The organism is Maricaulis virginensis, from assembly GCF_027922185.1.
Lineage (GTDB): Bacteria > Pseudomonadota > Alphaproteobacteria > Caulobacterales > Maricaulaceae > Maricaulis > Maricaulis virginensis.
The window spans coordinates 72,042-83,566 of the sequence record NZ_BSFE01000001.1; the positions used below are offsets into that span (position 1 = coordinate 72,042).

Sequence of the window (11,525 nt, forward strand, 5' to 3'; positions counted from 1 at the left end):
TACATGCGGCCATTTGAACTTCGTGGGGATGCAGATAAAAGCAAGGGGGCATTCGCACTTATCGACTCGGAATTCATGGACGCACTGGTTGCACAGCTCAAGGCCCTGGCGGAACCCACGCGCTTGCGCATCGTCGCGCTGTTGTCGCGGGGGGAACTGACCGTGTCCGAACTGGTCCAGATCCTGGGCCAGAGCCAGCCGCGCGTCTCGCGCCACCTCAAACTGCTGACCGATGCCGGGCTTGCCGAACGTCTGCCCGAGGGCGCCTATGTCTTCTACCGCCTGACCGATGCCGGCGGCGGCCGGCGCTTCGCCCAGATTGCCCATGACCTCCTGCCCGAGGAGGATCCGGTGATGACGCGGGATTTCTCGCGCCTCGAATCAATCAAGCAGGCGCGTGCCCAGGCGGCCCAGGCCTATTTCGAGAGTGTCGCCGAAGACTGGGATCGCATCCGCTCCTTCCACCTGGCCGATCACGAGGTCGAGGCGGCGATGCGCCGTCTGGCGGGCGAGGGGCCGTTCGGTTTGATGATCGATGTCGGCGTCGGTACAGGCCGCATCCTTGAGCTCTTCTCCGACCGGGTCGATCGCGGTATCGGCGTGGACATCAACCATTCCATGCTGAATGTCGCGCGGCTCAATCTGGAAAAGGCCGGCCTGCGGCACTGCTCCGTGCGCCATGCCGATGTCGGGGCGCTGCCCTTCGAGAACGGCGTGGCCGATCTCGTGACCGTCCACCAGGTGCTTCACTATCTGGAAGACCCGGCGCTGGCGGTCGATGAATGCGCCCGCGTGCTCAAGCCGGGCGGCAATCTGCTGATCGTCGACTTTGCACCGCACCAGCTGGAAACGCTGCGCGAGGACCACTATCACCGCCGGCTGGGTTTCTCCGACGAGGAGATGGCGGGCTGGATCGGCCAGGCCGGTCTGGAACTGGTCGAGAAGGCGGCGCTGCATCCGGAAGAACCCTCCGGACAGCTGACCATGAAGATCTGGGTCGCCCGTCAGAGCTGACGCCGGATGCGCGTATAGCGCCTGCCCCCTGTGCAGATATCCCGTTGTGCTATAACGGGTTCACCAAACGAAACGGGAGACCTCCGAATGGCGGGTGCATTCATGCTGGGATGGGAAGAGTGGGCAGCCTTCCCCAAGCTCAACATTCCGGCCGTCAAGGCAAAGGTGGACACGGGCGCGCGCACGTCTGCGCTGCACGCGGTGTCGGTAGAGCCCTTCGGTCCGCTGGAAAGTCCGCAGGTCCGTTTCGTGCTGCACCCCATCCCCGACAAGCCGGAGATCGAGGTGGTATGTTCGGCGCCGGCCGTCGACCGCCGCGAGGTGATTTCCTCGAATGGCGAGCGCGAGCTGCGCTGGGTGATCGAGACGCCGGTACGCATGGGCGACCGGGAATGGCCGGTCGAGCTGACGCTGACCAATCGCGAAACGATGATGTACCGCATGCTGCTGGGCCGTCAGGCGATCCGCGAGGACATGATGGTCAATCCCACCCTGTCTTATTGCCAGGGCGAGCTGAGCTATGATCTCTATAAGGATTTCCCCAAGCGCCGGCCGGTAAAGCGTCCGCTGCGCATCGCCATCCTGACGCGCGAGCCCAATAATTATTCCTCGCAGCGCCTGAAGGACTCCGCGGAGACGCGCGGCCATGTCGTCGAGATGATCAATACGGCGCGCTGCACGCTCGCCATCGATGCGTCCGATCCGGACGTCTATTACGACGGCAAGCCGCTGCCGCATTATGATGCCGTGATCCCGCGCATCGGCGCGTCGATGACCTCCTACGGCATGGCGGTGCTGCGCCAGTTCTCGATGATGGGCGCCTACTGCCTGAATATACCCGAGGCGATCGGCGCCTCGCGCGACAAGCTCTACGCCCACCAGGTGCTGGCGCGGGCCGGGATCCAGATGCCGGTGACGGCCTTCGCCCACTCGCCGAAGGATACCGCCAATCTCATCTCCCACGTGCGCGGTGCGCCGCTGGTCGTGAAACTGCTGCAGTCGACACAGGGGCGCGGTGTCGTGCTGGCGGAAACGCGCAAGGCGGCCGAGTCGGTGATCGACGCCTTCCGGGGCCTCGATGCCAACTTCATCGTCCAGGAATTCGTCAAGGAAGCCGATGGTGCCGACATCCGCTGTTTTGTTGTGGGCGGCAAGGTGGTGGCCTCGATGATGCGCCAGGCCGAGAGCGGCGAGTTCCGCTCCAATCTGCATCGCGGCGGCTCGGCCAAACGGGTCCGCATCACCAAGGAAGAGCGCGCGTCGGCGGTCCAGGCCGCCAAGGCGCTGGGCCTGTCGGTCGCCGGGGTCGACATGCTGCGCTCGTCGACAGGGCCGAAAATTCTCGAGGTGAATTCCTCGCCGGGTCTGGAAGGTGTGGAACGCACCTCGGGCAAGGATGTCGCCGGCATGATCGTCGAATATATCGAGGGCCATGTCCGCCAGGTGCCCCCGCGCCGGGCCGGCAAGCGCCGGTCCCGCACGGCCGAGGAAGTGGCGGAATAGCTGCCGCTGCACCTGCTGTACGGCGATGCCGGCGGGAAGGCGTCAACCCGCTGCGTACCCGCCGCCGCCCGGGGTCTCGATCTCGACGGCGTCACCCGCCTCGACATCGATCCGGAACAGGCCGGGCAGATCTTCCACCGCCCCGCTCGCGCGGATCACCCTTTGGTGTCCCGGATACGCATCGCCGCCGCCCGCCAGGCCGAACGGATTCTCCTTGCGCCGCGAGGACAGGAGGGCAACCTCCATCGGCTCCAGGAAGGTGAGCCGGCGCTGGCTGCCATCGCCGCCGCGCCAGCGGCCCGTGCCGCCGGAGCCGTGGCGGATGCGGTGATGATCGACGTGCACCGGGTAGCGCCGTTCCAGCACTTCCGGGTCGGTCATGCGCGAATTGGTCATGTGGGTGTGGATCGCGCTCTCGCCTGCAAAGCCGTTGCCCTCGGCATCCACGCCCGCGCCGGCACCGCCGCAGATCGTCTCGTAATACTGGTGGCGGTCATTGCCGAAGGTGAGATTGTTCATCGTGCCCTGGGCGGCAGCCATGCGGCCTGTCGCGCCGAACAGGGCATCGACGACCAGCTGGCTGGTCTCCACATTGCCCGCCACCACAGCCGCCGGCGGTCGCGGATTGAGCAGGCAGCCATCCGGAATGATCAGCTCGATCGGCTTCAGACAGCCTTCGTTCAGCGGGATGGCATCGCCGACAAGGCAACGGAAGACATAAAGCACGGCTGCGCGGGCGACCGAGGCGGGCGCGTTGAAATTGTTGTCGCGCTGGGGCGAGGTGCCGGTGAAATCCACGGTCGCCGAACGGTTCTCGCGATCGACGGAGATGGCGACGCGGATCTGCGCGCCATCGTCCAGACGCACCGTATGCACGCCGTCCTCCAGCGCATCGATCACCCGGCGCACGGCGCGTTCGGCATTGTCCTGGACATGGCCCATATAGGCCTTCACCACGTCCAGCCCGTTATCGGCAACAAGACGGTGAAGTTCGTCGGCCCCCTTGGCGCAGGCGGCCAGCTGGGCCTTCATGTCGGCGATATTCTGGTCGGGCCGGCGGGCCGGGTGCAGACCCGAGGCGAGCACCTCGCGCACGGCGGCTTCCAGGAAGCGGCCCTTCTCCATCACCTTCACATTTCGGAACTGCACGCCTTCCTCGTCGATGGTGCGCGAGAAGGGCGGCATGGAGCCCGGGGCGATGCCGCCGACATCGGCGTGGTGCCCTCTCGATGCGACATAGAAGAGACGTTCCTGTGACACAGGGTCATGCACAGGTGTGACAAGTGTGATGTCCGGAAGATGCGTTCCGCCATCATAGGGCGCATTTACGGCGACCGCATCGCCGGGCCCGAGATCGGGATGCGCTTCGGCCGCGGCCCGGACCGAGGCCGACATGGACCCCAGATGCACCGGCATGTGCGGCGCGTTGGCGACCAGTCCGCCCTCGGCGTCGAAGACGGCACAGGAGAAATCGAGACGTTCCTTGATGTTCACCGAATGCGCCGTGCGCTCGAGGGCGACGCCCATCTGTTCTGCGACCGACATGAAGCGCTTGTTGAACAGCTCCAGCCGGATCGGGTCGAGCCCGGTGCCGCCGCGATGATCGCCTGCGGCTTCGGCGCGGGACAGCGACAGCGTGCCGTCCTCAAGGCGCGTGGCGGTCCAGCCGCGATCGACCACAATGGTGGAGTTGGGGTCCATGATCAGCGCAGGACCGGTCTCGCTCATGCCCGGTGCGAACTGGTCGATGGCGTAGACGGGGACGTCATTCCAGCCGCCGGCATCGAACATGCGGGCCTGCGCCTTCGGGCGCGGGGTGCCTGCTTCCGGCGTAGGCATGTCGATCGACCAGTCGGAGGAGCCTGGCGGTGAGCATTCGGCTTCACGGGTGACCGATTCAACGATCAGCTCCCCTTCCGGGATAAAGCCGAACAGGCGTTTATGGGCCTCGCGGAAGGCCGCTTCCATCGCGTCGCGCGATCCGTCGGGCACAGGAATGGAGGTGTCCGAACCGGACACCTTGAGCCGCCATTCGCCGTGTGAGCGGATGGCCCCTGCCGGCAGGCCCTGGGTGGCGAGGGCGTTGCGGGCCTCCTCGTCCAGGCGCTGCGCGATACGGCCGGCCTCGTCGAACGCGCTCTCCAGCGGCGCCTCGACCGCCGCCATGCGGGTTTCGCGAATATCGGCCAGGCCGATACCCAGGGCGGACAGCAGGCCGCCATAGGGGTGGATCAGCACCGTCGTCATGCCCAGCGCGTCGGCGACGCGGCAGGCATGCTGGGCGCCGGCCCCGCCGAAGGCCGCCAGCGCATAGCCGGACGGGTTCACGCCCTGGCCGATGGAGATCTGCTTGATCGCCTGTGCCATGCTTTCCACGGCCACAGCGAGAAAGCCCTCGGCGGCTTCCTCGGCGCTGGCCAGACCCATCTCGCCGGCCAGTGCGGCGAGGGCGGTGCGGCTGGCCTCGACATCGAGCGGGGCGTCGGAGGTTTCGCCGAACACCCTGGGGAACCAGTCCGGCTGGATACGGCCGAGCACGATGTTGGCGTCGGTCACCGCCGCCGGTCCGCCCCGGCCATAGCCGGCCGGGCCGGGCATGGCACCGGCGCTGTCCGGTCCGACGCGGGCGCGTTCGCCGTCGAAAGTGAGGATGGAGCCGCCGCCGGCAGCGACCGTGTGCACCGCCATCATCGGCGCGCGCAGGCGCTGGCCGGCCACCAGGGTTTCCTGCACCCGGTCATACTGGTCGCCATCATAGCGCGACACATCGGTGGAGGTGCCGCCCATGTCGAACCCGATCACCCTGGGCTGACCGGCGCGCTTGGCGGTCTTGGCCATGCCGACCACGCCGCCGGCGGGGCCGGACAGCACGGCATCGCGGGCATGGAAGGCCCCGGCCGGGGCGAGCCCGCCGGAAGACTGCATGAAGAAGAGCGGCGTGCCCTCCAGCCCTTTGTCGACCCGGTTGACATAATTGCGCAGCACCGGGGTGAGATAGGCGTCCAGCACGGTAGTCGAGGCGCGCGGCACGATCTTGACCAGCGGCGAGGCGACCGAGGAGCGCACGATCGTCTCGAAGCCGGCCTCGCGGGCCAGGGCTTCCAGGCGCGCTTCGTGCGTGTCGTTGGCATAGGCGTGCATGAGCGCGATGGCGACGGTCTCGATACCGTCAGCGCGGGCGGCGTCGAGCGCGCGGCGGGCGGCGTCCTCGTCCAGAGGCTGCACGATTTCACCTTCGGCATCGAGGCGTTCCGCGATCTCCACCACCCGGTCATAGAGCGGGTCGGGACGGGTCAGGTCGAGGGCGAAGATATCGGGACGCGTCTGGTCGCCGATCACCAGAAGATCGGCAAAACCCTGCGTCACCAGGAAAAGCGTGCGTGCACCCTTGCGTTCCAGCAGGGCATTCGTGGCGACGGTCGTGCCCATCTTCACCGCTGCGACCGGCTCGCCGCCCGACAGGCGCCGCACGCCCTCGGTGGCGGCATCGGGATAGTCCGGGCTTTCCGACAGGAGTTTGAGCGCTTGCAGCCGGCCGTCCGGTGCGCGGCCGATCACGTCGGTGAAAGTGCCGCCCCGGTCGATCCAGAATTCCCATTCGCTGCGCGCGCTGCCGGTCATCGATTTTCATCCGTTCCTGCTGGGCGGGGGAGGTTAAGCATGGCGCGCAGCCACGCAACCGGATTAAGCTGGGGCGGAACTGTCATTCTTCAACCCCAGGGGCTCGCGCTGCGCGCGGGCAGTGCCTACATGGGCACACCGGAGGGCGCGCGCATGAGTTTCTGGAGCAGGCTGGCCGACCGGCTGAGGGGCCGGGAATGCTTCCTCGAGTGCGATGGCTGCGACGAGCGTGCGCGGCTGCACCAGGTCGAGGATGCCGATTTTGCCATGGCCCTGATCGGGCTCGGCGCCAAGATGGCCAAGGCCGACGGGGCGGTGACGCGCAGCGAGGTCCGGGCCTTCTACGAGGTCTTCCGGCCGCCGCCGGAGGGCCGCGCGGCGCTGGACCGGGCCTTCCAGCTGGCGACCCAGACGACGCTGGGCTTCGACGGCTATGCCCGCCGGCTGGCCAAGCGCTTCAACTGTTACCCGGCGCTTCTGGAAGATGTGCTCGACGGCCTGTTCCACATCGCCAAGGCCGATGGCGCCGTGACGCCGGACGAGATGCATTATCTGGAACGCGTGGCCGATATTTTCGGCTTTTCCGAGACCGAATTCCGCCGCATCCGCTCCGCCCATATCGATGCCGGGGATCATGACCCGTATGTGATCCTGGGAATCGAGGCGGATATTTCCGATCTCGACCTGCGCCGCGCCTATCGCCGGATCGCCTCGCAGAATCACCCCGATCGCCTGATCGCCCGCGGTGCGCCGCCGGAGATCCAGCGCATGGCCGACGAGAAAATGGCCGCAATCAACAGCGCTTACGGGCAGATTCTACAGGAGCGCGGTCTCGTCGCATCCGCCGCCAATTGACTGTTGCCCCAAGAATGCCAACATGGTGCTTACCGTAGGGGGCGAACTGGACTGGATAGGACGACATGACTGACGCCCGTCAAGCCAATACCGACTTCTTCGCCTCCAGGGCGGGGCGCATCGTGCGCGATGTGCTGGCTGCCCTGATCGCGCTCGCCTTCCTGGGCCTGGTGATCTTCCTGGCCGCCATGCTGACGGCCGCCTTCCTGGTTCTGGCCGGCATTGCCCTGCTTGCAGGCGGCGCCTACTGGCTGTGGCGCAAACTGCGTGGATCGCCGCGCGGGTCGGAAGACGATGTGCTCGTCGCGACACGCGGTCCCGATGGCTGGACCGTCGATCTGGGCCGCTGAGGACGGGCCGCTCCCGCAATCGTGACTGTCCGCCGCCCGGGCCCTTGCTAGTCTGGACGTTATCGCCCGTCTCGTGAGGTCGTACCGCCGTGCGTCGTTTCATTCCGCTTTTCCTGATTGTTGCCCTGCCGCTGATGCTGGTCGGCTGTGTGTCCATGGCCCTGCCCAAAGTGTCCGCACGCCATGGTGGCGAGGCTGCACGCCCGCCGCTGGAGACCGCGGGGCTCAACCGCGAGCGCTGGGAGGCGGGACAGGCGGAATTGCGCGCGGCCTTCGAGGCCGAGGTCTATGGCGCCTGGCCGGAGGCCGGGCCGGCGCGGGTTCTCGATCATACGGTTGTCGATGCCGCCGCCTATGACGGTGCCGGCCGCATCGAGGAATACACGCTCGACCTGGCCGGCGCGCAGACCCATCTGGCCACCGTGCTCCCGGTGGCGGCCGACGGGCCGGTGCCGGTGGTGGTGATGCAGATGTTCTGCGGCAATCACGCGGCGCTGGGCTGGCATGACGGGGTCAGCGGCCCGGTGACCGAGCGCGCGCCCGATTGTGCGCCGTCCGGCTTTGCCAGCTGGTCGACACGGCAGATTTTCGGCCGCCATATCATGGAGCCGCCGGTCGCCGAGATCCTTGCGCACGGCTATGCACTGGCCTTCATCTATGCCGGCGATATCGTGCCGGACAGCGCTGCAGCGGCCGACGAAGCCCTGGACGAACTGTCGGCGGATGTTCAGACCGGCGCCATCGCGGCCTGGGCCTGGGCCTATTCCCGTGTCATCGACGTGCTGGAGGCGGACGAGCGCTACGACCCGCAGCGCATGGCGGTGTGGGGGCATTCGCGCAACGGCAAATCAGCTCTGCTGGCGGCCGCCTTCGACCCGCGCATCGACCTGGTGATCGCGCACCAGGCAGGCACCGGCGGTACGACGCTGACCCGCTCGGATGCCGGCGAAAGTGTCGCCCAGATCACCCAGGCCTATCCCTACTGGTTCAATGACCGCTTCGAGACTTATGCCGGCCGCGAGGAGGAAATTCCGGTTGACCAGCATCAGCTCATCAGCCTCATGGCCCCGCGGCCGCTCCTGATCGGCGGGGCCTGGCGGGATCAATGGTCGGATCCGAACGGCAGCTGGCGCGCGGCACGCGGCGCCAATCCGGTCTATGCGCTCTATGGTTCGGACGGGCTGGAGCAGGACGGGCTGGGCGCGTTCGATCCCGAGGCCGATATCGCTGTCTTCATGCGGCGTGGCCTGCATGGTGTGAACGCGGTCGACTGGCGGCATTTTCTGGCCTTTCTCGACGCGCATTTCGGCGCTGGCGAGTAGGCGAAGAGGGCGCGCGGACCGGCCACGCGCCCGGTTCATCAAAACGACGGTCTTAACAGTCGCGGCCCTGATAGATGCCCATCAGGCTGGTGCGGCGCAGTTCGGCGCGGCGCACATTCTCTTCACGGCGTTCCGCTTCCGCCTGGGCCTGAGCCTGGGCGTGGCCGCCGGCGGCATTCGCGGCGAAACCGAGGCCCGGAACACGGCCCAGAGCGCCGGAATAGGCGGCGGCGTTGATCGCGGCGCTGGTGCCGGCGGCCGCGGCGCTGCCGCGGGCTTCCGCGTTCGCGGCTGCCTGCATGTCGGCCCCCATCATCTGGTCCATGCGGCCGATCTCGGCGCTGAGCTGTTCGCAGCTCATGTCGGCATCGCCGGGGCTGTTGACCTGCAGCAGGGCCGTGGCCGGTTCGGAGCTTGTGGTGGCGCAGCCGGCCGCCATGAGCGCCATCGCGGCCGTTAGGCCGAATGCGGTAATACGGGTCTTCGTCATAGTCCTCTCCCCTGGGCAAGTTGACGCGCGGGGAGGGTGCCGATGACGCAGGCGGTCAGCCATCCCCCGTTCGGGGGAGCCGGGGATTTGGGCTTGCCCGGCCGGGCGGCGCAGTCCAAGACAATCGCCATGCGGTTGCGCGATTTTCTGGCCCTGTTTGCCGTTTGTGTCGTCTGGGGCATCAATTTCGTGGTGGCCAAGTTCTCGGTGACCGGTGCGCCGGGCTGGGTCGACGGGTTCGAGGGCGTGCCGCCCTTCTTTTTCGCCTTCCTGCGCTTTGTTCTTCTCTATGCGGTGCTGGCGCCGTGGCTGCGGCCGATCCCGGCCAGGCTGGGCACGATGATCGCCATTGGCCTGACCATGGGGGCGGGCCAGTACGCGCTGATGTTCCTGGGGCTGAAATGGGCCACGCCCTCGTCGATGGCGATCGCCGTTCAGACCGGCGTGCCCTTTGCCACCATTCTCTCGGTGCTCTTCCTGAAGGAAAAGGTCGGCCTGCCGCGGATCGCCGGCATCCTCCTGTCCTTCGCCGGTGTGGCGCTGGTGATTGCCAATCCTGCCGAGCTCGACCTGTCGCTGGGCCTGATGATCGGTATCGGCGCGGCCTTCGCCTCGGCGGTCGGCATGATCCTGGTCAAGCAGATGCCGCTGGATTCAATCCGGATGCAGGCCTGGATCGGGCTGATCTCGGCGCCGCCGCTGCTGGCGCTGTCGCTGACCTTCGAGACGGGGCAGATGCAGTCGGTCGTCAGCGGCGGCTGGGCGATCGGCGCGGCCGTCGCCTTCACCGTCCTGCTGGTGAATGTGTTCGGGCATGGCGTCTTCTACAATCTGCTGCAGCGCTATGATGCGACCCTGATCGCGCCGCTGACCCTGATGGCGCCGCTGATCGGTGTGATCGCCGGCCTTACCGTAACGGGCGACCCGCTGGGCTGGCGCCTGATCGCCGGCGGAGCGCTGACCCTGCTGGGGGTCGGCATCATCGCCCTGCGCCGGAACCGCAAACTGCCGACCGCCGCGCTGGCGCGGGAGAAGACACTGTGAGCCTGGTCTTCCGGGACACGCCGTCGCCCAACTTCAACGACCGCACGTGTCCGCTCGCCTGTATCGTGCTGCACTATACCGGCATGGAGACGGGGGCTGCGGCGCTGGAGCGGATGTGCGATCCGCAGGCCCAGGTGTCCGCCCACTACATGGTCGAGGAAGATGGCGCGGTGTGCCGTCTTGTGGATGAGAGCCGCCGCGCCTGGCATGCCGGGGTGAGCTATTGGCGCGGTGAGCGCGACCTGAACTCGGCCTCGATCGGTATCGAGATCGTCAATGGCGGGCATGATTTCGGTCTGCCCGGATTTCCGGCTGTCCAGATCGATGCGGTGACCGCGCTGGTGCGGGACATCATGGGACGGCACGGGATCGCGCCGCGCGAGGTGATCGGCCATTCCGATATCGCGCCCGGGCGCAAGATCGATCCGGGCGAGAAATTTCCCTGGACACAGCTGGCGGAGGCGGGTTGCGCACTGGCGTTGCCGCAGACGCGCGTGGCGGGCGAACCGGAAGCGCTGCTCGAGCGGATCGGCTACGGGCTGGAGCCGGGCCTGCCGGCGGTGATCGAGGCTTTCCAGCGACGCTGGCGCCCGGGCCGGGTCGACGGGCAGCTGGATGACGAGACACGAGACCTCATTGGCCGTGTGGCGTCGGCCGCTTGACGGGCTCTCGCGTTTGACCGATCTAGGCGACGATCAGGTGGCCGGGCGGCCGCGGCGGCTATGCTGGAAACGGTGCCGTCGAGGAAAGTCCGGGCTCCATGGAGACAAGGTGCCGGATAACGTCCGGCGGGGGTGACCCCAGGGAAAGCGCAGCAGAGAACAGACCGCCAGGCCCTCGGGCCCGGCAAGGGTGAAACGGTGCGGTAAGAGCGCACCGCCCCGACCGCAAGGAAGGGGGCTAGGCAAGCCCCACCTGGAGCAAGACCGAATAGGGATGAGCGCGGCTTGCCGCACATGTGTCTCCGCATGTCATCCGGGTAGGTCGCACCAGGCCGGCCGCAAGGCCGTCCGCAGATGAATGGTCGCCACCCCGGACTCCGGTCCGGGGGACAGAACCCGGCTTACAGGCCGCCTGATCGTATTTTCCGGATTTTCTGCCCCCGCGTGAGCGGGGAAGCGGGCTGTAGCAAAGCTGCGGGCCGAAGGGCGCTCTTCTGCGGCCGAAGGCGGAGGAGGGGTGTCCGCGCCAGGTTCCACCATTCCGCCGTGCTTGGCGCGGCGGCCCCCTCCGCCCCTTCGGGGCACCTCCCCCGCCTGGGGCGGTGGAGGAAAGTGGCTTCACGGAACCATCTGTTCCGGATCGGAAACAATCTCCGAAATGGCC

Annotated in this window: 9 protein-coding genes and 1 other RNA gene; 8 read left to right on the plus strand and 2 right to left on the minus strand. The window is 67.2% G+C overall.

What is annotated here, in order from left to right:
- The first annotated feature begins 75 nt into the window (after positions 1–75).
- Both PKE71_RS00330 and rimK read left to right on the plus strand, forming a co-directional pair.
- Positions 76–1,014 carry an ArsR/SmtB family transcription factor gene (locus PKE71_RS00330; RefSeq protein ID WP_271184958.1) on the plus strand — a complete coding sequence of 313 codons (939 nt, stop codon included), beginning with the start codon at positions 76–78 and terminating at the stop codon, positions 1,012–1,014.
- Between the two features lie 87 nt (positions 1,015–1,101).
- Positions 1,102–2,517, plus strand: a complete 1,416-nt coding sequence (rimK, locus tag PKE71_RS00335) for a 30S ribosomal protein S6--L-glutamate ligase (RefSeq protein WP_271184959.1) — start codon at positions 1,102–1,104, stop codon at positions 2,515–2,517.
- Between the two features lie 42 nt (positions 2,518–2,559).
- Here rimK and PKE71_RS00340 read toward each other — a convergent pair whose 3' ends face one another.
- Positions 2,560–6,138, minus strand: a complete 3,579-nt coding sequence (locus PKE71_RS00340) for a hydantoinase B/oxoprolinase family protein (protein WP_271184960.1) — start codon at positions 6,136–6,138, stop codon at positions 2,560–2,562.
- Between the two features lie 39 nt (positions 6,139–6,177).
- Between PKE71_RS00340 and PKE71_RS00345 the strand changes: the two genes are divergently transcribed.
- From PKE71_RS00345 to PKE71_RS00355, 3 genes are all read left to right on the plus strand, one after another.
- The gene (locus PKE71_RS00345) at positions 6,178–6,993 is read left to right on the plus strand and encodes a molecular chaperone DjiA (RefSeq protein WP_271184961.1); all 816 of its coding nucleotides are present in this window, start codon (positions 6,178–6,180) and stop codon (positions 6,991–6,993) included.
- A gap of 65 nt (positions 6,994–7,058) precedes the next feature.
- Positions 7,059–7,343 carry a hypothetical protein gene (locus PKE71_RS00350; RefSeq protein WP_271184962.1) on the plus strand — a complete coding sequence of 95 codons (285 nt, stop codon included), beginning with the start codon at positions 7,059–7,061 and terminating at the stop codon, positions 7,341–7,343.
- An 89-nt stretch (positions 7,344–7,432) separates the two neighbouring features.
- Positions 7,433–8,665, plus strand: coding sequence for a glucuronyl esterase domain-containing protein (locus tag PKE71_RS00355; protein ID WP_271184963.1), 1,233 nt, complete (start codon positions 7,433–7,435; stop codon positions 8,663–8,665).
- Positions 8,666–8,717: 52 nt separating this feature from the next.
- Here the strand turns inward: PKE71_RS00355 and PKE71_RS00360 are convergent, their stop codons facing one another.
- Complete coding sequence (locus PKE71_RS00360; protein ID WP_271184964.1) at positions 8,718–9,155, minus strand: hypothetical protein; 438 nt, start codon at positions 9,153–9,155, stop codon at positions 8,718–8,720.
- 129 nt (positions 9,156–9,284) lie between these two features.
- Between PKE71_RS00360 and PKE71_RS00365 the strand changes: the two genes are divergently transcribed.
- From PKE71_RS00365 to rnpB, 3 genes are all read left to right on the plus strand, one after another.
- The gene (locus tag PKE71_RS00365) at positions 9,285–10,199 is read left to right on the plus strand and encodes a DMT family transporter (RefSeq protein WP_271184965.1); all 915 of its coding nucleotides are present in this window, start codon (positions 9,285–9,287) and stop codon (positions 10,197–10,199) included.
- Positions 10,196–10,861: an N-acetylmuramoyl-L-alanine amidase gene (locus PKE71_RS00370; protein ID WP_271184966.1), complete on the plus strand. Its 666-nt coding sequence runs from the start codon at positions 10,196–10,198 to the stop codon at positions 10,859–10,861. Before PKE71_RS00365 ends, PKE71_RS00370 begins: the two co-directional genes overlap by 4 nt.
- Positions 10,862–10,894: 33 nt before the next feature.
- Positions 10,895–11,281, plus strand: an RNA gene (rnpB, locus tag PKE71_RS00375) — RNase P RNA component class A.
- The last annotated feature ends 244 nt before the right edge of the window (positions 11,282–11,525 follow it).

Excerpts from the sequence above, each read along its gene's own strand:
- PKE71_RS00360 (WP_271184964.1), bottom strand. The coding sequence starts at position 9,155 with ATGACGAAGACCCGTATTACCGCATTCGGCCTAACGGCCGCGATGGCG.
- PKE71_RS00330 (WP_271184958.1), top strand. The coding sequence starts at position 76 with ATGGACGCACTGGTTGCACAGCTCAAGGCCCTGGCGGAACCCACGCGC.
- rimK (WP_271184959.1), top strand. The coding sequence starts at position 1,102 with ATGGCGGGTGCATTCATGCTGGGATGGGAAGAGTGGGCAGCCTTCCCC.
- PKE71_RS00350 (WP_271184962.1), top strand. The coding sequence starts at position 7,059 with ATGACTGACGCCCGTCAAGCCAATACCGACTTCTTCGCCTCCAGGGCG.
- PKE71_RS00340 (WP_271184960.1), bottom strand. The coding sequence starts at position 6,138 with ATGACCGGCAGCGCGCGCAGCGAATGGGAATTCTGGATCGACCGGGGC.
- PKE71_RS00345 (WP_271184961.1), top strand. The coding sequence starts at position 6,178 with ATGGCGCGCAGCCACGCAACCGGATTAAGCTGGGGCGGAACTGTCATT.
- PKE71_RS00365 (WP_271184965.1), top strand. The coding sequence starts at position 9,285 with ATGCGGTTGCGCGATTTTCTGGCCCTGTTTGCCGTTTGTGTCGTCTGG.